Genomic DNA, 22173 nt, shown 5'->3' with positions numbered 1-22173 from the left:
TACGCCTTGTCGTTTCTTAGGATCTTCAGGATATGATTGGATCGAAGATAAAAAAATTACCTCTGATTTAGACCTAGAGCATCTTAGTCGTGCTCTCTTACAAGCTTTAGCTTTAAGTGAAAACCCTTATCTGAAAGAGTCATCAGAATAAGGTTTTTTAGTATTGTTAGGGAGATTTCTCAAGATATTTTGGTAAAAGAAAAAAACCTAAGAAGTTTTTTGAGATAAAATTTTCTTTCTCTTAAAATAAAATATTTGATTGGCCTTAAGAAAATTGCAATTTTTTTTTAATTCTTTTATATTGTTTGAATGTAACGATAGGATTTTTTATGATTCATTCTCAAAAAAGTGTTCAAGATCAACAGATTCCACAGGTATTCCCTGTTTTGCCTCTTAGGGATATTGTTGTATACCCTCATATGATTGTTCCTCTCTTCATTGGGCGAGAGCATTCTATCCAGACCATTGAACGCGTGATGAATGAAGATAAGACGCTTCTTTTATTAACACAAAAGGACTCAACAATTGATGTGCCGACAACGGATGATCTTTATACAGTTGGTGTCTTTGCAACTGTTTTACAAGTTTTAAAATTACCCGACGGCACCATTAAAGCGCTTGTTGAAGGTGTGGAACGCGCTACTGTTTTAGGATTTATGACAAAAGAAGATGGATTTGAAGCCTTTGCGCGACCACTTGAGGATACGTTAGATCCTGATCAGGATTTATCTCCTTTTATGCGTGTTTTAAAAGAAGAATTTGGTCATTACACAAAATCAAATAAGAAAATTTTACCTGAAGTTTATGCGACAATTTCAAAAATTGAAGAACCTGGAAAATTTTCAGATATGGTTTCTGGACATTTGATTCTTAAGATTAAAGATAAACAAAAAATACTTGAGGTGACGTCTGTTAAAAAACGCCTTGAAATGCTTTTGACTTTTATTGAAGAAGAAATGAGCGCGCTTGAAACAGAACAGCGTATCCGAAATCGGATAAAACGACAGGTTGGAAAATCCCAAAGAGAATATTTCTTAAATGAACAAATGAAAGCGATTCAAAAGGAATTGGGTGAAGAAGAGGGCGGAAAATCTGAATTTGATAAGTATGAAGAGCGTATTGAAAAAGCGAAATTGAGTAAAGAAGCACGTCTTAAGGCAAAGTCTGAACTTAAACGCTTAAGGACAATGAGTCCCATGTCAGCCGAAGCTGTTATTTTAAGAACATATTTAGATTGGATTTTGGATCTTCCCTGGAAGAAAAAGAGTAAAGAAGACATTGATATTAAAGTTGCGCAATCGATTCTTGATAAAGAACATTATGGTCTTGAAAAAGTTAAAGAACGGATTCTTGAATTTATGGCTGTTCAAAAACGCGTTGGGAAAGTTGGCGGACAAATCTTATGTCTTGTCGGTCCTCCCGGCGTTGGTAAAACATCTCTCGGAAAAGCTATTGCAGAAGCTTTAGGTCGTAAGTTTGTCAGAATGTCTTTAGGGGGCGTTCGGGATGAGGCTGAAATCAGAGGACATCGTCGGACATATATTGGTGCTCTTCCTGGCCGCATTATTCAAGGAATGAAAAAAGCCGGGACCTCTAATCCTTTATTCTTATTAGATGAGATCGATAAACTTGGTTCCGATTGGCGTGGAGATCCTACATCGGCTCTTCTTGAAGTTTTGGATCCTGAACAGAATGCAACCTTTAATGATCATTACCTTGAGGTTGATTATGATCTTTCGGATGTTATGTTTGTGACAACAGCAAATACTCTTAATATGACTCAACCTCTTTTGGATCGGATGGAGATTATTCGGTTGCATGGATACACGGAAGAAGAAAAGATTAAAATTGCTGAGACGCATTTAATTCCAAAACAACGTGGAAAACATGGCCTTCAAAAAGAAGAATTCGAAATTACACGCGAAGCGTTAAAGGACGTGATTGCTTTTTATACAAAAGAAGCTGGTGTTCGAAATCTTGAACGTGAAATTGCCTCTCTGGCGCGTAAAGCTGTTAAAGAAATTCTTACAGGATCAACCACACAAATTACCATCACCCCAGATGTTTTAGAGACATATTTAGGTGTTCAAAAATATCGTGTTGGAGAGGCTGAATTGAAGGATCTCGTGGGTGTAACAGCGGGTCTCGCTTGGACAGAAGTGGGAGGAGACACTTTAATCATAGAAGCTCTTCGAACGAGCGGCAAAGGAAAAGTTATTTCAACCGGAAAATTAGGAATTGTAATGCAAGAGTCTGTTCAAGCTGCTTTAAGCTATGTCCGGGGTCGGGCAGAACAATTTGGAATTGATTCAGATCTTTTTGAAAAGTCTGATATCCATGTGCATTTTCCGGAAGGCGCAATTCCAAAGGATGGACCTTCAGCAGGGGTGACGATTGTGACATCTCTTGTCTCTTTATTTACAGGAATTCCAGTTCGAAGAGACGTTGCAATGACAGGAGAAATTACATTGCGTGGAAGAATTCTTGCCATTGGAGGATTAAAAGAAAAACTTCTTGCAGCACAACGTGCTGGCATGAAGACCGTCTTTATTCCAAAAGATAATGAAAAAGATCTTAAAGAAATTCCTCAAGCCGTTAAAGAAACTTTATCGATACATCCGGTGGAATCAGTCGACGAAATTCTTCGTGGCGCTTTAACACAAAAGCTGAAGCCAAGAAAACTAAAGAAAATTCGTCATGAAGACACTGAGATGACAGAAATCTCTTTTTCAAATTCTACAGAATTTCCAAAAGAAAATCCCATGACCTATTAAGATTTTTTGAATAAGGCGTAAATACATGAACATCAAAAAAAGAGTGTATAATACTTATTTAGCTGTATTTTTAGGAACGATAGCACTTACATTTTTTGAAATTAAGGCAGAAGCTCCTAAGGAGATCAATCTAAAAGAGAAATCGAGTCATCATCATGGTCACGGGGCTCGACCACATTCAGTCCCTCCAGCTCCTTCTACTGGTAAGGCAACCAATCCTACTTCTAATCTTCCAGCAAATAATCCTCCCTTAAATGCTACTCTTCCAAATGATGCTCCGCACGTTGACTAAGATTTAAGATGATCAAATATGTCAGCGGTTTTCCATTAAAAAGTTTAAGGACATTTTTTTAATAGAGATTGATAGGATGTTAGTGTAGGGAATGGTTGTTGGATTATTTTTTGAAAAACCTTCCTTGTAAAATCTCTCTTCTTTCTAAAATGCTTTTTAAAAATGAATCTGAAAAGCGCTCTGGGTTAAAATCAATTAAAGGTTTATAAAGTGCTCTTAAAATAGCAAGATTTAAGGGTTCATAGGCTTCTTGCGTTTTTTGAGAAGGTTTTTTTGGTAATGGAAAAGCCTTTTCATTGTGGGCATGATATTGAATCCAGGGAAATCCATCTTTAAGCATATAAGAGAGAGGTCTGGATGAGTCTTGTTGTGTGTCACCTTCTCCAAAAAAAGATTGATGAATGTTCTTAAGACGGGCTTCAGGAACTTTGTCTCCTAAGATAGATCGGAGGGTTTTTAAAGAAATGGAACCACTTAAAAAAAGAGGACCAGAATCTTCTAAGGTTTCATCTTTTTCAAAGGCGACTCTTACATAGGATCTTCCATCTTTCATTAAGCGTTGTAAATTTATAATTCCTTCATTATCAATAATAGCAACAAGATCACCGAGTGAATGAGGAGAAGGAATCCCCATGTAATTTCCAGGATGTTGGTCCCATTGTCCAAAAATCACGAGAAAGTAACTTGCTAAATTTTGTAAATCAGGGGATAAGTTTTGGAAAAATCGCGTGCGATCTGCATCTTTCCAAAGATCATAAGGCGTTTCAATAAAAAATTGGAGAGATCCTGTAACGCCCCTAATTTCACGCGTGGTCGTTGGTGGAACCAGGCAATATCCTGTTGTTGTTGCAATAAATTCTGCGCACGCATAAGCAACTTGTTCTCCAAGTGCGCTATCCTGGTCTTCAGCATCTTTTGGGTTAAAGACAGCTTTAAGGCCACCATTAAAAAGGACCATCCAAACTTCGTTACGAAAGCAAGCTTCTTTTCCTGTTTTAATTAAAAAGGACCGCATAGGATAAAGACCTAGAATGTCAGAGGTATTGAGATTCGTCAGAATATCTTTTCGAAGAGATGGATCGTGTGCGACTTTTTCCCAAGCAACATTAGAATTTTTGGTAAGAGCTTCAAATACGGCAGGATCTTCTTCAATCTGAACAAGAGCCATCGCAGAAAGTGCTTGTAAACATCCCACAAAAAAAAGGAATACTTTAAAAATGCGTGTAAAAATTTTCATTGAGAGCTTTCTGTGTTTAAAGAATTAAGAAGTTGATTTTTGCGATCAAGTGTCAAACGAATAATTTCATCACGTTGACGCGGTGTCCATTCTTTTGGAGACATTTTCCATATGGCTTTAAGCGTTTTTTCATCTAACTTTTTAATTTTTGCAAGAAGAGAGGGTGATAAATTTTTTAAAAGAAACGGCGTTTCCGCATAAGGCTGAAACCAAAGACTATTCCGCCAAAAGATATAGATTAAAGGTTTTTTTGATCCTTTTAAAAAGGAGAACTTTTGCGATGTAAGCCCACAAGATTTAAAATCAGGATGATGATCAATATCATTTAAAGAGATTTTTTGAGCCTTTTCGAAAGGAAAACGATTATCCCAAGTATCGTGTCTATAATCACAGTAAGCTTTTCGAATAAAAGGGGATTTTCCAAGAATAACATGTTGTTGTTGAAGAAGTCCTGAGTTATCAATAAGAGCAGCGAGATAAGATGCTTTATAGGGAACAAAAAGAATATTAGAAGGACTTCGGTCCCATTGGCCAAAAAGAAAACAGAATACTTCGATTTCTTGACGTGAAAGATCATTAAGGGAATTTAACAGAATTGTTTGATCTTCGAGGGTGACGGTATCAAGGGGCGTCTCTACAAAAAATTGGAGACTGCCTTTTTGCTTTTTGAATTGTTTTATAACAGTTGGGGGCACCAAGCGGCTTTTCATCCATTGAGATGCTTTATAAGCTGCAACTTCCGCATACATATCATGCGCTTCTAAGTCTGGCTTAAAAACAGCTTTAAGGCCACTTTCAAGAACGGCGAGATACACTTTATTTTCAAAGTCCGCTTTTTTCCCGAGATATTCAAGATAGTCGCGCATGGGGATAAGGAGGACAATGTTTTCGTCATGCAGGCGCTTTTCAATGCTTTCAAAATTAAGAGAAGGTGTCCAGGCAGGCTGCGGGTTATGAAGGATGGGATTCCTTTTCCAATCTTCAGAAGCGAGAATCGAATAAGATTGAGTCCAAAAACTGTAACTCAAAATCATAAGAAAAAGTTTGATGGAATGGAAAATTTTTTAAATCCTTTCCTGAAGTTAATGGAGACAGCGATAGGAATAGATAATTTATAATTTTCTATAATTTTGAAACTATAAATGAAATTAAACATGAACTTAGAAAATTTTCAAGAAAATTTTGAAAATAGCAATCATATACGGTAAAAGTAATCTCGGTAGCTTTCTCTTTAGCTTGAAAGAATCTTATGCTTTCCTGTCTACCCGTTATCCCTTGCTCTGAGAGGCATTCAAAAATAAACTTTAAAGTGAAAAATGATGTTTGATCCAAAACAATTGGTTTCTTTTCTTCCGGGATTCTGGAAATTAAAAAGACATATTACCCATGAGTTTCCAACGATAGAATCTTATGATGCTTCTGGATATGCAAAGTTCTTTCTTTTAGAAGACAACGTTCTTCTTTATCGGGAAGAAATACAAATGCAGCATCTAAAAACAGGTGCGATTTTTGAAGGCAGTCAAGAATATTTATATAGTTATGACCCAAATTTAAAGGAGTTGTGTAAATATTTTAAGGATGGACGGTTGTTTTATAAATTAGGCTTCTGTGGAAAAGAAGCATCAGGAGTGCATAGATGTAAAGAGGATGTTTATGAGGCAAGATATATGTTTGACTCACATGAAAAATTCTTTCTTACGTATCGTGTTAAGGGGCCGAAAAAGGATTATAGGCATGAGACTTTTTATATAAAATAAAAACAATATCATATATTTCCATGAAAATTGCGCTTTTAGGGAGCAATTTTTGTAGAAGAAATTAAAAAAGAGCACGCAAACGCGTTTGCAAAAGATAAACAAATCTTATTTTTAGAAAATTAAGAGCGTTTTCGTTTCTTTTTTTTGTGTTTTAAAGAAGAGGCTCTTGGAGCTTTTGTCAGACAAAAAAGAAGAGAGTTGGTATGGGAATTGGCTTCTAAAAGGGTTACATCAAGAGGATCACCAATTTTAAAAGTTTGATTACGTCCTTGAAGCATAAAAAGTTTTTCATGATGAATGTACCGATCATGAGGCAAAAGATGATGGGGGATAAATCCATTCGCCCCTGTTTCTTTAAGCTCGATAAAAATACCCGAACGATGAATCCCTGAAATACAAGCCTCAAAAGAAGCATTGATATGGTTTTCCATATAGGACGTAATATAACGTTCTAAAGTTTCCCGTTCTGCTTTCATGGCTCTTCTTTCTGTTTCAGAGAGATGTTGGCCGATGTTTTCAAAAAGAGCACCTTTTTCGATTGAAAGGCCATCTTCTCCCAGTTTTAAGGCTGTAATGATGGCTCTGTGCACAAGAATATCAGCATACCTGCGAATGGGAGATGTAAAGTGGGCATAATGGCTTAAATGAAGACCGAAGTGTCCAAGGTTATGAGGGCTGTATTGAGCTTGGGCTTGGGATCTTAAGATAAGCTCGTGGATAAAGGTTTGTTGCGGAAGAGATTCTGATTTATGAAGAACTTTATCCAAATCTTGAGGTGTTATTTTTGTATGATGTGGAAGTGAAAATCCAAGAGGTTTCAGAACATTTTTGAGGGTATCAATTTTTTCTAAAGAAGGCTTATCGTGAATACGGAACATGCAGGGAAGTTTTTTTGAGGAAAGAAAAGTTGCTGCTGCAATGTTGGCAAGGATCATGAATTCTTCAATGAGACAATGGCTTTCAAGACGGGGTTTTGGAATAATTTTCTCAATGGTATGATTTTTATTAAAAATAACTTGTCGTTCCGGTAGGTCAAAATCCAGGGTTCCACGCTTGATTCGTGCTTTTAAAAGAGCCCGATAGGCTTGGTAAAGACAAGGGATAAGAATTTGAACCTTTTCAGGCAGAGAAGAAGAAAAAGGTACTTTTTTATCAATAAACGATTGAACTTCTTCATACGTCAATCGCGCAGAAGACTGAATGAGTGCTCTGATAAATTTATACCGAAGGAGCTTTCCAGAAGCATTAATCCACAAATGAACGGCCAGCGTATTACGTGGAACATTGGGCTTTAAAGAGCAGACATCATTTGAAAGGTCTTCTGGAAGCATGGGAACGACACGATCGGGAAAATAAACAGAGTTTCCTCTTTCAAAAGCCGTTTGATCAAGAATGCTTCCTTCTTTCACATAAAAAGAAACATCTGCGACAGCGACAATAAGATGAAATCCTCCTTCGTTCCCGGGAGTTTGGTCAACTTCTGCCCATACAGCATCATCAAAATCGCGCGCATCGCTTCCATCAATCGTTACAAAAGGATACTGCCGCAGATCTTCCCTCAAGGGTGAAGAGGCATCTTGTTTGCTGACTTTTTGAGCTTCCTTCAGGTCGTCTTGATGAAAACGATGGGGAATTCCAAATTGATGAAGAGCCATAAGACTAAAGAGTTTGGGATCAGATGCGTGCCCAATAATCTCTTGGATGCGGACTTCAGGAGGGCGGCCTTTATAAAGAGAGGCTCGGACAAAGTCGCCAGATTGAGCCTCTTTCGATGCATGAGAAGAGACGCGGTAACTTTCATTTAAGCGTCGATCAGTTGGAAAAATAAGAGCGGGATGTTTGCCGCGAGCTGCTTGAAAAAGGCCAAAAATTTCTTGAGAAGATTTTTCAAGAAGACGAATTACCTCGCCCGTGATGATTTTCTTTTTTTGTTCTAAACGGACAAGAAGTCGGTCTTGATGGGTGAGATCTTGTCCTTTAAAAGAGGTTGACGTTAACTGGATAAGCGGGTTTTTGAGAAGTCGGCCGTGTTGAACGAGGCGTGCGATAGGAAACCCTTCTTCATCAAAATCTACAATTTCAACCTGTGAATACGTAAAAGTATCATTTGAAAGAGAGCGACGTTGAGGGGGCTTGGAACGTTTCACTATTTTTTATCCTCACGTTGAGGTTGATTTTTTCTTTCGTATGGGGCGCTCTTTTTTGGGTTTTAAGGCCGCTTCTGCTAAAAGGGTTACAGCACGATTTAACCCAATGGTTAAGACATCATCTTCCTTTTTAAGCGATGTAAATGTTCCTTGATGTTTTAAAAAAGGCCCAAATCTTCCAACACCAGCAGAAATCATTTCTTTTGTTTCTGGGTGCTTTCCAATATCGCGCGGCAAACTGAGAAGAGATTTTGCACTTTCAAACGTAAAAGTTTCTGGAGACGCATTTTTAGGAAGCGCAACTCTCTTAGGCTTTTTGCCTTTTTCTTGGGCTGCCTCTGGCAGATCCAATTGAATATAAAAACCATATGGACCTTTTCGAAGTGAAATTTCTCCTTGAGTCAGGGGATCAATACCAAGTATTTTTGGATAATCAGTTCCTTCCTTTTCTCCGGCTTGGGATGCCTCTTCATTTTCGTCCATTGATCCTATGGGCCGCGTATAGCGACACGTTGGATATTCTGAGCATCCTATAAAAGCTCCAAATTTTCCAAGCTTTAGGGAAAGCTTCCCAGGAGCACAAAGAGGGCATTGCTGAGGTTCACCCTCATGATTTCCTGATGCCGGGAAAAGATGACTTTTAAGTTTCTCGTTCAGAAGTGTGAGAACATCCGCAACGCGAAGTTCTTTTGTTTCTTCCGTGGCTTCTTTCAAGGAAGTCCAAAACCCTTTGAGAAGATTTTTCCAGAAAAGGTGTCCTTCTGAAATTTTATCTAAATTATCTTCAAGATCCGCCGTAAAGGTATACTCAACATATTTTGAAAAATAGTTTTCAAGAAAAGCTGTTACGATTCGTCCGCGTTCTTCTGGGATAAATTGTTTTTTTTCAAGACGGACATAGTTTCTTTCTCGGATCACCTGAAGAATTGACGCATAGGTTGAGGGCCTTCCAATGCCAAGATCTTCTAATTTTTTGATAAGACTCGCTTCTGTATAACGGGGCGGCGGTTGCGTAAAATGCTGAGAAGGCGTTACGGTTTTAAGAGAAAGAGGATCTTTTTCTTGAAGAGATGGAAGAAGTCCTTCTGTTTTTTCCTCAGAAGAGGAAGCATCATCATTATCCGTGCTTTCTTCGTATACTTTTAAAAATCCATCAAAAACAAGAGTCGATCCTGTTGCGCGAAGAATGACTTCTTTTGAAGGAGGCGCTATATCGATGCTCATTTGATCATAGGAGGCGCTCACCATTTGAGAAGCAAGTGTTCGTTTCCATATTAATGTATAAAGGCCAAGCTCATCTTTATTGAGAAATGTTTTAAGAAGAAGTGGATCTTTTGAAAGATCCGTTGGACGAATCGCTTCGTGGGCTTCTTGCGCATTTCTGACTTTTGTTGTGTAAACACGTGAGTGTTCTGGAAGGTAAGATTTTCCAAAAGACCGATCAATATGTGCGCGGGCCTCAGCAATGGCATCTTTAGAAAGTTGAACACTATCTGTTCTCATGTAGGTGATGAGGCCCACAGTTTCACCCTTAAGATCAATCCCTTCATAAAGAGATTGGGCAATGCGCATGGTGTGAGATGCTGAAAAGCCAAGCTTGCGCGCTGCATCTTGTTGAAGTGTTGAGGTTGTAAAGGGAGGCGCTGGATGTTTGGATGTTTTTTTCTTTTCAATGGCAAGGACAGCATAAGACTCTGCTTTTTTAATAAGGTCGACAGCTTCTTGAGCTTCTGATTCTTTTGAAAGCGTTAACTTTTGAAGTTTTTTTCCCTTCAAGTGCGTTAAGCGGGCTTGAAAAGAGACATTTTTTACTGTTTGAAAAAGCGCTTCAATGGACCAATATTCTTGAGGGGTAAAAGCTTCGATTTCACTTTCACGTTCCGTGACAAGACGCAAAGCCACAGATTGTACCCGGCCCGCTGAACGGCTTCCAGGAAGTTTACGCCATAAGACGGGAGACAGGGTAAATCCCATTAAATAATCAAGAGCGCGCCGTGCAAGGTAGGAATCAATAAGGTTTTTGTCAAGATCACGGGGATGTTGAATGGCCTCAAGAATTGCTTTTTTCGTAATCTCATGAAAAACAATGCGTTTGGTTGTGGCGGGAAGCGCTTTTTTATGACGAAGAACTTCTTCTAAATGCCAAGATATGGCTTCTCCTTCACGATCTGGGTCTGTTGCAAGATAAAGGGTGTCTGCTTTTTTAAGGGCAGAGACAATTTCAGAAATTGTTTTATGGGATCTTGAAGATACATCCCATGTCATTTCAAAATCTTCATCTGGTTTTACAGATCCATCTTTTGAAGGAAGATCACGAATATGTCCAAAGCTTGCAAGAACTTTATAGTCCTTTCCAAGATAACTTTGAATGGACTTTGCTTTTGCGGGGGACTCTACAACAACAACTTTCATGGATAACTTTCAGGTCACAGCCTTTTATATGTTTTAATAAATAGAAACAGCTTTTCAATTTGGCATTGACGAAAGATTTCGTCAACAGGCCTTGGGTTTTAAAATGAAATTATTTAATTTGGAAAGAATTTTTGTGAATTTTATGTCTCTTTTTGACAATTTTCAAAAAATGATTGACTTATTAAAAAATTTTATTAGACTTTACTTTATCTGTAGGTATTTTTGAAGAAAAGTAGCGTCTATTTTAAGTTCTGAAACATTTTAGATTAGAACTTTTTTAAGATTTTTAAAAACAATCCTTTTACTTAAAAGGAGTGAATGTCCTTTTTTCTTCAAAATAAAGTTTTTTTAATTTGGAGAAGATATTATGCGAAAATATTTCTCAAGAATTATTCATTTTTTTGTTCTCATTTCTTATTGCCATCTAACTATGATGCCTGTCTGGGGCGCTTTAGAAGATGCTGATTTTACTGTCCATGTAACACGACATATCTCTGAGCAAAGAACAGCTTTAGCAGAAAACCTTCATATCGACATCCATTTTAAAGATAAAAAAAGGACCGCTTTTAAGGGAGAAACTTCTTTTAGGTTTGTAAGACCTCTTTTTCATATGGATCACAAAAGCGCTGATATCTCATCTTATTCTGAAACAACAAAACTTTTTGATGGAAAATGCTTAACAACCGCTGAAAAAACCTTTCTCTCCCATGTTCCGCAATTTAAGGCTCTTTCTTTTAGCGCCGCAGGAGCCCTTTTTATTGAAGGAATAAAGGACACAAACCATCGATATTCTTTTATATCCGAGGGAGAAATTTTCTTTAAAAACACGTTTTTAAAAGAGGTTTATATTCAAGCCTGCGGTATAAACATCTTAGAAAATGCTGTCTTAACGCATCTTTCTTCTTACCTTTACACTTCTCAAGGATGTTTTCAAATTTTTCCGCAAGGTTCTTTGAGTGTTACTTTGGGAGAATTTAAAGGAGGGACTTTTTTAAACCAAGGAAGACTTTCTTCTTCAGAGCATCAAAGGCTCGATTTTCAAGGAACATCTTTCTTTAATGAAGGAGAGTTAAGCTCAGAGTTTAATGTTGATCTTCAAAATATAAGCCGCTTTGAAAATCATGGCACGCTGGATGCTCCGAGCCTTAAAATACGTGGAAAAAGTCTTTTTAATCTCCATAAAATTTTAGGAACCTCCCAGAGCCTTTTGGCTTATGACTCCTTTAGCAATGAAGGAGAAATCACAGGAGATTCTCTAAAAGTTGTCTCTTTGGGTTCTTTTTATAATGCAGGAAAACTTAAAGGGGATCAATTTCAACAGGTTGTTTCTCAAAGAGATTTTTTGAATACGGTCACGGGCGTTTTTTCATCAGCTCAACTCCAAATGACCTCTTTTGGACATTTTATTAACTTAGGAGAGATAAAAGGAAATCAAGGGACGCTTGTTGCCCATCTTCATCTAAAAAATAGAGGGCGTCTCTTGGGAAATCTTAAAAGCACTTCCCTTCTTTCTTTTTCAAATGAGGGCGAGATAAGAGGAGAGAATCTTTCTCTTAAAGCGCCTCATACAGAATTTAAAGGATCTTCAAATGTGACGTCTGAAAATTTCCATTTAGAAGCAGAACAAACGGATCTTTCTGGAAGCTTTAAAGCGAAAGAATTTATAGGAGATATTGAGCAACGATTAAACGTTTTAGAAAATACGTTTTTTGACGTTGAAAACTGGACACTCAAAGGACAGGGAACATGCTCTTATCAAACCTCTCACACAACGCTTTCAACTTTAACATTTAAAACATTTGGAAACTTTATTAATGAAGGCCTGTTGGCTGCAGGGACTTCTATAGAAGGAGATTGTGCCCATATAACAAATCTAAGAACTTTGGAAACTTCTCGTTTTAAATTAATCCTTCAAACACTTAAAAATGGGGGCCATTTCAAAGGAGGAGGGACAATTGCACTTGAAGTTGGTGAAAACGCCACCGTTTTTGGATCTGAAACGCTCTTTTTAGAGGTTGAAAGAGAATTTCAAAATAGAGGAGACATTTTATTTCAAAGTCTTTCAGGAAGAGGACGGTTTCAAAATCTTGGAAATATTAAAGGAACTGGGACAAAAGAAAGTCCAGTCCTGCTTTCCATCCAAGCTTTTGAAAATGGCAAAGAGACTTCTGAGATAGAAGGCCGTATCTCGATACATGCCTTAAGGATTCTGGCTTCTTGTTTCTTAAAGTTTTCAGAGCTGTCGTTTCTTCACGTTCCTTTTCTTAAGGTAGAAACAGCTCTCCCTCTTTCCAATGAGGGGGAAATAGAATCTCACGATTTTTATGTTGAAGGAGATTTTCTCAATAAAGGTCAGATTGAAACGAAAGGCTTATCTGTCAGTCGTCTCTTTACAAACCAAGGAACGGTTGACTGCTTTGAGACTTCTGATTTGCAGTTTGAAGAGGTTAAAAATGAAGGATCCATTGAAGGCGACAGCTGGACACTTCAAGCTCAAAAATTCCATAATAATTCTCTCGTACGTGCGCATCAAAGGGGAAATCTGATCACAGATTTTTTTAGCGACACAACCCAAAGCGTGATCGAGTCAGAGGATGATTTGAGAATCTTTTGTAAATATGGATTTACGCAACACGGAATTTTCCAAAGCGATCAAAAACTGGAGATGGGTTCAGAGGAAGATGTTTTGAATGAAGGGATCATGGTCTCTTCAGATTTAAGTCTTAAAGTTCGAAAAGTTCAGAATAAAGGAACGATCAAAGGTCGACAAGTGAGCTCAATTGAAACGTCCCAAGGGCTCATAACGCTTGAAGGTGGAAGCTCGTTTTTGAATCATCTTCGGTATCGGACAACAGATCCCTCAATCTTTGAGAATCACGGCTCTTTAACCCTTTCAAATCTTGAGTCAATGGAAGGTATCATGGGCTTCTTCAATGGAAAGACTGGGAAACTTTGGATTGAGAATGCCGAACTTAAGCTTTTAGGAAACTTTGAAAATGAAGGATATGTATCGTTAGGACGGGGAACGTATGAGATTTTAGGGAAAATTATTCTTGGGAAAGAAGCCTGTCTTGTGGCACCCCACAAAGAAGAAGATCGAGAAGAAATCTTAGAAGCCGCCCAAACACTTCGAGAGCCTTTCCAAGAAGCTCGTTTTTCAAGTGGAGGCATGCGTTTATTTGCCAAGAGTTTTGAGAATGAAGGAAGAATAGAAACATCTGATTCTCTAAAACTTTTTACACAAAAAGCGCTGTGTGGTCTTTTTAAAGTGCAAAAGACCCTTTATGTGCATGCCCAGGAAGCTGTTGAATTTATTCTTAAAAATCATCCTCTCTTAAGAGCCCAAAGGATTGTTGTTGAGACAGAAAGATTTTTTCTGACCGCGCCTTTGACCTTAAAGAGTTTTTTAGAAGTCAGAGCCCGAGAATTTTTTAATGAAACGGAGATGACGATTCCAGACCTTGTGGTTCATGCCTTAACTTTTAGAAATGGAGAAAGTCCTCAAAAGCGAGGAGTTATTACCAGCGGCTCTGATGTTAAAGTCTATGCTGAAAACATTCAAAATGAATTTGGACATCTTTTTGGAAAAGGAGATGGTCTTTTTATGAGCTCTGAAAGCAAAGGGGACATGAAAGTTGGCCGCCAAGATCAGTTCAAAGGAAAGATGACCTTTGGCGGCGCACTCACGATCCGTTCAAAAGGCTTTGCAAACGGGTGGGGAGAGATTTTTAGCGGACATAAAATGTCCATCTTTTGCTCTGAGGATTTTGAAAATTCTCATACAGAGAGTTTTCTTGCAACAAATTCAGATTTTGAGATTTTAGTACGAAACATCACCAATCGATTTGGTCAATTTTGTGCGAATGGAGAAATACTTTTTAAAGCTGAGCAAACCTTTATGAATCATTCAGGTCTGATATTTGGTTCTCAAGATGCTTTGATTGAGGCCAATGACTTTTTAAATACACGAACAAAACAGACTGTCGATGTCTTTATTGCGAATCCTCAATCCAATTATCGAGATTCCCATTGGAAAACCTTAAAGTATGCGGCTGCAGCAATCCAAGTTCAAGGCGTTTTAAGAATTCATGCCCGAAACTCTGGCATAAACCTTGCAAGTCACCTCTTTGGAGGTCTTGGAATTCATGAAAGAGGTATAAAAGTTGAGGATACAAATGTAGAAGAGGAATTACATGCGAAAGTTGTCACCTATGAGAAAAAAAAGAGGTGGAGCCGAGCCAAGACACGTGAGAATGTCTCTAATCCTCGAAAAGTGGATAGCCGCGTCGTCCTTGCAACCCGCTCCTCAAGTCAAGAGATCCGGACAATTTCTGATTTTGCCGCTGTTACGGGTGTTGTGTCCGCCCCGCTTGTTGTGTATGAAGGGCAAGATCTTCAAGTTGGGTACATAAATCCAACTGTGAGGCTTCAAGGAACACTATCTCCACAACGTCGTCTTAATCTTTGGGAAATGTTGGATCCGAGTTTAACGCAAGGGTTTTTTACGCGTGGAGACAGAGAAAGAAGAAGTTTTATTGGAACGCGATTTTCCTTTGGAGAAGAGAGTGCTCTTCCTGCGATGACCTTTGTCACGTCTGATCTGAGGGTTCAAAGAGGTATTCAATCTTCTGAAATTGTTCCACTTTTTGATCAAACAACGTTTGGAATTGCAAGCGTTCAGGCGTTTACAAAAAGTTTTAACCGTGGATATATGACGCCTCGTCTTTCAACGCTGCATCAAATTAAACTTCTTATGGAAAATGCGCGCACCTGGGAAGAAGCAGAAAAAAGGAAAGAAGCCCAACGACACATTACAGAATTGGAAGAAGAAGAGCGATCAGAAGCCGAACGCATTGATGCCCTTAAAGAACCCATGATTGTCTTTGTGGAAGAGACTATTGAAAACCAAGCTGTTGCGGTTCCCCATATTCTTGTTCCTCAAAGGAACTTTCATCCTCTCTTGAGAGGACAAGAAGGGGTTGTCTTTGCGGATGAACGCCTTGACATTAAAGAATCTTCTTCTGTTACAATTACGGGAACAGCTGCTGCCCAAGAGCATGTCCGCATTAAGGCTCCGAAAACACTTCTTCTAAAAAACTTCATCTCAGAAACCCATCGAGAAGAAAGAGGAAAAGGAAAGAAAAAAACAACAACTATTACCACAACCCATCATGCCCAACCCGGCGGAAATCTTCTTTCAGGAGGACTTTTAGAAGTTGATTCTAAAACTGTTGTTCAAGGCGGAACAATTGCTGCCCAAACGGGTATTTTTGACGGACCTCTCCTTCAAATATCCTCTCTTGTTCTTAAAAACACCCAAACAACAAACGAAACAACTCGAAAAGGTTTAGGAGCCAAAGGGCATCAAACCACCCAAGTTGAAATGCCAGCTGTTGGACGTGCTTTTTTGGCTGTTTTAGATCTTCATATAAATACAGAGAAAGCTCTTATTGAAGGAACAGACGTTCATGCTGAGCAAATTCATAATCGAACAGAACAAGGTCTTTCCTTTGGTCCCACCGTGGATGAAATGAGACATTCCTCAACGCAAAGCCAAAGAAGTGTTATGGGACATGTTCGAACGGAAACACGCGGCGGGCAAGAAATTGAAATCCCAACAACATTAAATGTGGGGGTGATCTTTTCTCCGGAGTCATCCTTGAGTCTCACCAACGTCCAATGGGATAAAATGCGTACCGAGATTCAAGGAAATTATGAAGAAAATTTCCGTTATTTGAATTCTTGGACGCAAACCCATACCTCCGGCAAACTCATAAATCCAGGGATTGCAGCGATCGTTTCTTTAGCAGTCAGCTTTGTAACTGCAAATCCGGGAGCGTCTTTGGCAGCGAGCATGGGCTTTAAAGGAGCAACGCTCAGCGCTGTAGTGGGGTCTGCCATGGTGCAAGGGGCATTTACAGGTATTTGTTCCCAAGCGAGTCTTTCTCTTTTGGCCAATGGTGGAAATCCAAAAGAAACACTTCGAGACCTTACAAGTCGAAGTCAAATCTTAAACCTTGCAACAACGGTTATTGGAGCCGGCCTTACGGCAGGTGTTGCCCATGAAATGGGAATTAATACACTTCCTGGAGAAAAGAGTTTTGGGGAACATCTTCAAGCAAGTGCTCTGAGATCAACGGTAACAGGCGCTTTAAATGTTGTCGTCCAGAAAGAAGATTTTAAAGACGCGTTTATAACCGCGCTTAAATCCACAGCCGTCCATACGATTGGGGGGTATGGCGCTAATAAGATAAGCGCTTTTAAAGAAAATTTGGGGCCTGTATTTCATAAAATGGCCCATGGAATCTTAGGCGCTGTCACAGGACGTATGATTGATAAGGATGGTGCCCTTGGTGGCGCTTTGGGAGCAGCCATTGCTGAAATCATTGCGTGTAACTTGGCGCCCAGTACAGAAGACTTAACAGAAGACATCCGAAATGAAACCAAAAGAGATGGAAAAAGCCTCACAGATCATGAAATCCAAGAAAAAATAAATGACCATTATCGATCACTTTCATTTGCATCCCGTCTTGGAGCAAGTCTTGTGACGCTTCTTGCCGGAGAAAACGTCCCTGTCGCACTTGAAACAGCTACAACCGCTGTTGAAAACAATTTTCTGACAAACTTGCCTCAGGTCCAAGAACAGAGCAAAGAGCTTTGGACGGCTTATGATCTTGAAGAAGCGTATGCAGAAGGAGGCCTCGACAAAGCGCTTCAAATTTTAATGCAAAAAGGCCTTCTCGTTCGAGATTCAAAAACCCAAGGCTATAAAGTTCTTCAAAAAACAAAAAATGGTAAACTCCGTGAGATTCAGTGCAAATCTAAAACAGAAGCTTGGAAAGCTGCTTTAGAAACACACAACATTCTAAATGAAGTTATGGAGCGGCATGAAACAAAGATTAAACAAGAAAGATATCTCCAGGATAAGGAAGAGAGAGAGAAAAGAGCCCAAACGGTAGATTTAACGCCGAAAAAAACAATTGTCATAAGACCCCTTCCTTTAAAAAAAGGAGGCGGTATTTCCACGCCTCAAAAGAAATACGCCGAAAAAGAAATTGAGAAGTCTCTTTCAAAACAAGGAACTCAACGTGCGCCTCAGAAAAAAGCATTGGCCGTGCCTGAAGGGCTTCACCAGCGTGTAGCAGCAGCCCTTGATCCAAGAGGTGCTATTGCCCAAAGTTTAGGAACGTCCGTTGAAAGAGCTTCCCATTCGCTTCAAAGCGTCTCGGAGATTTTTACAGAATCTTTGCAAGTTGATTTAAGAGATTCTACACAAAGATTTGAGAACTTTAAGGCGGAAACAGAAAGGATGAGAAGAGGCGTCCTTTTTCAAGAATTACAAGATTTTGGGCTTCAAAATGAAGCTGCTTTGCATAGAGAAGTTTCTCAATTTTTTGGGCACTTTCATGAGAATGCAAATGGCAGAGATTCACATTTAACGTTTGTTGAAGATGTTCTTGAAGGGTTTCTGCGTCCTCCAACACCGCCTTCACAAGACACCTTCTTAGAAAGAAACCTCCATCACCTTCAACAAACGATTGAATCTACAAAAACAGGAGCGCATGTCTTTCATACAGGGCGCCAAGGGCTCACCTGGATGGGTGATAAGGCTTTAAAAGCAAACACGTGGGCTCAAGAGTTTCATGAGAGTGGATATGAATGGGAAAAGTTCTCAACGAAGAATTTCCTCAGATATACTTTTTTTAGTTCTCTTGAGACAATTGGAACAGCTTTAAATTATGGTACAGCCTATGCAAGGCGAGAATTAAGAGCTTTGGGTGTTCCTGCTCCAATTGCCCAAGATATGGTGAGCGCTATTGAAATATCAGCAGGTATCTTTGGTGCTTTCGGAGTTGTGAAAGGAATTGGAACAACAGGAGCCCGTGTTGTTTCGAGCGTTTCAAAAGTGGCCGCCACTAAAACACGTTCGCTTACAAAAGTTCCTCTTTGGGATCTTCAGAAAAGCAAGTATATTGAGCAAGTTTCAGCAGAAGCTCTGGGAGTTGAATTAGAAAGCAATTCTATTCCTTCTCTCAAAAGCATTGAAACCTCTTTCGTGCCACCTCTTTCAAAAGGAGAATCTTTAGCGCCTCTTGCGGATGCTGAAAGTGTTCTTGCTTTTGCAGAAAGGATGGGAGAATCTTCAATTCTTGAAGGAGGCTTTCCTATTCTAGGAAAAGAGGATGTTGTTATTCCTTTTGGAAAAGGGATTAAAAGACAAGGAATGGCTTGGGAAGATCATTTAGAACACTGTCTTCCACAAGGGTCTCGCTTGACACCTAATTTTAGAACGTTTGATTTTGATCCAAGTTTGGAGGGAAAAATCGGCATAAGTGGAAAAACATTAGATACCATGACACCTTCAAGACGGGCTAACCCTAATAAAATATATTATACGCTCAAAAGAGCAATTGATGCCGCAGCTGATTTTACAGAATATGCTCTTGGAGAATCAGAACTAACATCAACAGAGCTCATTATAAGGCAACTGGAAGTAGGAATTCCCTCCAATACGATCTCTGCTCAATTTGAACCTATCAAAAGAGCTCTTCAATATGCTAAGGAAAGAGGAATCGTCCTCAACGTAACAAAGGGAAGACCAAAATGAATAACTCAGATTGGAAACCTAAAGCATCTGTTAAAAATAACGGAGATTTTATCAGTATTAAATCTTATTGTGGGTATACGAATCCAACAACGGCGGATCCAGCTGCTCCCGAATTTTTATTAAACATAGATAGTTCTGATGAAGAAGTTGGAAAAGCTATTGTTGCAGCTTTAAAAAATAGCAAGCCTGTTACTTATGAAGAAATGCAGAAACTAAGAATAAATGTTGCAGAAAACTACAAAGCATGGATTCAGAGAATGATGGAAAAATATGGTTATAAAACAAAGCGTGCTTTGTTTAAGAATATGAAAAGCTGTAGTATTTTATGTCAAGATAATTTAATTATCATAAAGCCATCCTATCATGAAAAGCTTGAAGGGTGGAGTGGAGACGGCATTAAGGAAGAGGACTACGTTAAGCTTCCAGTAGACAGTTCGTTTTCTGAAATAGGAGCAGGATTGAGGCTCGCTTTTGAACGCTGTATTTAACTTTTTAAAAAAGTTACTCGTTTTAAGAACTTTTCCTTTCTATCCATCTAATGACAGTTGATGGAACAGCTTTTATTTAGAAGGCTGTTTCGGCATTTCAAAATGAAGCTGCTTTGCAAAGAGAAGTTTCTCAATTTTTTGCAATTTCTCATGAAGGTGCAAGCGAGAGACGCTCTCCTCTTATGTTTATTGAAAGCATTGCTGAAGAGTTTCTGCGTCCTCCAACACCCCCTTCACAAGATACGTTTTTACAAAGAAACCTAAATCACCTTCAACAAACGATTGAATCTACAAAAACAGGAGCCTCTGTGTTTAATACCGCACGACAAGGGCTCACTTGGATGGGTGATAAGGCTTTAAAGGCAAATACATGGGCTCAGGAGTTTTATGAAAGTGGATATGAATGGGAGAAATTCTCAACGAAAAATTTCCTCAGATATAGTTTTTTTAGTTCTCTTGAGACAATTGGAACAGCTTTAAATTATGGAGCAGCTTATGCAAGACGAGAACTAAGAGCTTTGGGCGTTCCTGCTCCAATTGCTCAAGACATCGTGAGCTCTATCGAAATTTCCTTTCAAAGGATTTTTTTCTTTATCAATTTCTTCTTTACGAAAAAATATTTTCAATTTTACAGAAAGACCGTTGCTTTATCGTTTTTTCTTCTTCTTTGATGAGAATTTCAATTTTCTCTCGTGTCAGTTCTCTAAATTCAATAATTGACTCAATATCCATCTTTTTCTGAATCATTTTTCGAGCAATCCCTTCTTTTTCTTTTTCGATTCCAATAGCTTCCCCTTTTTTTACACCATCAGAAAAAGACTCTTCGAGCGCATCTCTGACAGCTGCGATTTTCATATCGACGGTCTCATATTCCATTAAGTCTTTCTTGCTCCACCCAAAGCGATCAAGCTCCTTATAGGCTCTTTCGATAATAAGATCCGATCCTACAATCTCAGCAAGATCTTCTTCTTTCGTGTCAACAGCGTGCTTAAAAAAATAAGCCCATTTTTGAGTCAGGGTCTTTAAATTTCCTTTTTTATTTTTAAACTTAGAAAGCTCTAAAAAGATAAACTTGAACCCATCAAGATCATTCTCTTGCGTTTTTATATCTCGCATCTCATGATGGGAAATAAAATCCATTTTTTTAGGAAAGAGATTTTCTTCATAGATTGCTAAAAATCTGACGTTTTTAAGATCCTTATAGTCGACATGTGTATCGCGCTGATCAATATAGGTTTTGGAAGCATAATATTGGGCTCGTTTTACAAATCCAGGATCCCTGGCAACTTGCATTTCAATGATAAATTTATTGTGTTTTTCATCTTCACACAGCACATCAACAATGCTTTGACGTTCTGCAGCAACAACAGGATCTTGATTTGGTTTTAGAAAAGTAACTTTCTCAATAGGATCTTCTTTAAGATCGAGAATATCATTTAAAAAATGAATCAGAGTATCAGAATTCCATGGCGTTCCAAAAATTCGTTTGAAGGCCAGGTCATTTCTCGGATCTAAAAATCTCGTTATCATATTCATTCACCTTGAATTATCTGACTTTATAGATAAAGTAAAATCATAGAGTTTTCAAGGAAAAAGTGATGAAAAGCCCAAGAGTTATGTGCAAGAAACCCATGAAGAGAGAAGCCTCGTTTAAAAAATCCAGTTCTAAAAGCATCTTGGGGCTGGAAAAGAAAAACTTGCCCAAAAAATAGCTACCGAATTAATATAATCTTTGCGCCTTCAAGATTTAAGTCAGCCCAAATCTTATCTGCGGTATAAATAGGAAGCCCCATTTTGATTCCTAATGCAATGCAAGCTCTATCATAAATAGACAGCCCTTTATGTTTTGGATGCTTTTTTAAAACGCAATACCAAAAGATTGCTGAATATCGAGGGATATAATAACATCGATGTAAGGTTCTATGTTGTTTTTACATTCCTCAGGGGACAAACCTAAATCTATTAAAATTCCTGCGACCTCTGCTATGTTTAAATTTGACATGACTATTCTGCCTAAGAGAGATTCAACAATGTCAGCGCCATTTTCATTTTTTAATAAGAGCTATTAAAGCAGAAGAATCTAAGGCAACTTTACCCATTTTGGGCCTCTTGTCTACGTTCTGCAATGAGTCTGTCTACTAAACTCTCATTTTTATCATGATATTTATTTATAAGTTTACGGATATTTTCAAGAGTAGCGCTTAGAGGCGAAATAATTACTTGATTATTTTTAATGCTAAAAATGACTTCTGAACCATCTTTAAAATTGAAATATTTACGGTAAACAGCGGGTATAGAAATTTTTCCACCTTTCGTAATCTTGGCTTTAGCGAACATTCATATTTCAATATGAAATTTTTTATATAAAAGAGCAATATTGCTTCAGTGGTTATTATAAAATAATGAGACACTTAACTAAATAATGTTTATGTGATAAGGTTCATTATAGGAGGTACCC

The 22173-nt window shown here is 38.4% G+C and carries 13 protein-coding genes; 7 read left to right on the top strand and 6 right to left on the bottom strand.

Annotated features, from left to right (window positions below; translation table 11 throughout):
• From JSS34_04845 to JSS34_04835, 3 genes are all read left to right on the top strand, one after another.
• The coding region (locus tag JSS34_04845) for a hypothetical protein (protein MBS0185652.1) at positions 1-151 on the top strand (151 nt) is incomplete at its 5' end.
• A 178-nt stretch (positions 152-329) separates the two neighbouring features.
• Complete coding sequence (gene lon / locus JSS34_04840; protein ID MBS0185651.1) at positions 330-2774, top strand: endopeptidase La; 2445 nt, start codon at positions 330-332, stop codon at positions 2772-2774.
• A 25-nt stretch (positions 2775-2799) separates the two neighbouring features.
• Positions 2800-3066 carry a hypothetical protein gene (locus JSS34_04835; protein MBS0185650.1) on the top strand — a complete coding sequence of 89 codons (267 nt, stop codon included), beginning with the start codon at positions 2800-2802 and terminating at the stop codon, positions 3064-3066.
• Between the two features lie 103 nt (positions 3067-3169).
• Here JSS34_04835 and JSS34_04830 read toward each other — a convergent pair whose 3' ends face one another.
• Complete coding sequence (locus JSS34_04830) at positions 3170-4303, bottom strand: hypothetical protein (protein ID MBS0185649.1); 1134 nt, start codon at positions 4301-4303, stop codon at positions 3170-3172.
• Complete coding sequence (locus JSS34_04825; protein ID MBS0185648.1) at positions 4300-5337, bottom strand: hypothetical protein; 1038 nt, start codon at positions 5335-5337, stop codon at positions 4300-4302. The genes JSS34_04830 and JSS34_04825 overlap by 4 nt, the downstream gene beginning before the upstream one ends.
• Positions 5338-5619: 282 nt before the next feature.
• Between JSS34_04825 and JSS34_04820 the strand changes: the two genes are divergently transcribed.
• Complete coding sequence (locus JSS34_04820; protein MBS0185647.1) at positions 5620-6060, top strand: hypothetical protein; 441 nt, start codon at positions 5620-5622, stop codon at positions 6058-6060.
• Positions 6061-6179: 119 nt separating this feature from the next.
• Here the strand turns inward: JSS34_04820 and rnr are convergent, their stop codons facing one another.
• The gene (gene rnr / locus JSS34_04815; protein ID MBS0185646.1) at positions 6180-8207 is read right to left on the bottom strand and encodes a ribonuclease R; all 2028 of its coding nucleotides are present in this window, start codon (positions 8205-8207) and stop codon (positions 6180-6182) included.
• A 12-nt stretch (positions 8208-8219) separates the two neighbouring features.
• Complete coding sequence (gene topA, locus JSS34_04810) at positions 8220-10619, bottom strand: type I DNA topoisomerase (protein ID MBS0185645.1); 2400 nt, start codon at positions 10617-10619, stop codon at positions 8220-8222.
• Between the two features lie 367 nt (positions 10620-10986).
• On the opposite strand from topA, the gene JSS34_04805 reads away from it, so the two are divergent.
• The 3 genes from JSS34_04805 (at position 10987) to JSS34_04795 (ending at position 20386) form a co-directional block, all read left to right on the top strand.
• Positions 10987-19227: a DUF637 domain-containing protein gene (locus JSS34_04805; protein ID MBS0185644.1), complete on the top strand. Its 8241-nt coding sequence runs from the start codon at positions 10987-10989 to the stop codon at positions 19225-19227.
• Positions 19224-19715, top strand: a complete 492-nt coding sequence (locus JSS34_04800) for a CdiI family contact-dependent growth inhibition immunity protein (GenBank protein ID MBS0185643.1) — start codon at positions 19224-19226, stop codon at positions 19713-19715. Before JSS34_04805 ends, JSS34_04800 begins: the two co-directional genes overlap by 4 nt.
• Before the next feature lie 113 nt (positions 19716-19828).
• Positions 19829-20386 (top strand): hypothetical protein, encoded by a 558-nt coding sequence (locus JSS34_04795; protein ID MBS0185642.1) that lies wholly within the window; start codon positions 19829-19831, stop codon positions 20384-20386.
• Here the strand turns inward: JSS34_04795 and JSS34_04790 are convergent.
• A complete protein-coding gene (locus JSS34_04790) occupies positions 20322-21245 on the bottom strand; it encodes an Rpn family recombination-promoting nuclease/putative transposase (protein ID MBS0185641.1) in 924 nt (307 codons plus the stop codon). The genes JSS34_04795 and JSS34_04790 overlap by 65 nt on opposite strands.
• A 561-nt stretch (positions 21246-21806) precedes the next feature.
• Complete coding sequence (locus JSS34_04785) at positions 21807-22052, bottom strand: AbrB/MazE/SpoVT family DNA-binding domain-containing protein (protein ID MBS0185640.1); 246 nt, start codon at positions 22050-22052, stop codon at positions 21807-21809.
• Positions 22053-22173 lie beyond the last annotated feature (121 nt).

It is taken from the genome of Pseudomonadota bacterium (assembly GCA_018242545.1).
Taxonomy (GTDB): Bacteria; Pseudomonadota; Alphaproteobacteria; order 16-39-46; family 16-39-46; genus 16-39-46.
Note: the sequence above shows the minus strand (reverse complement) of the source record. Positions and strands in the feature narration are given on the sequence as shown.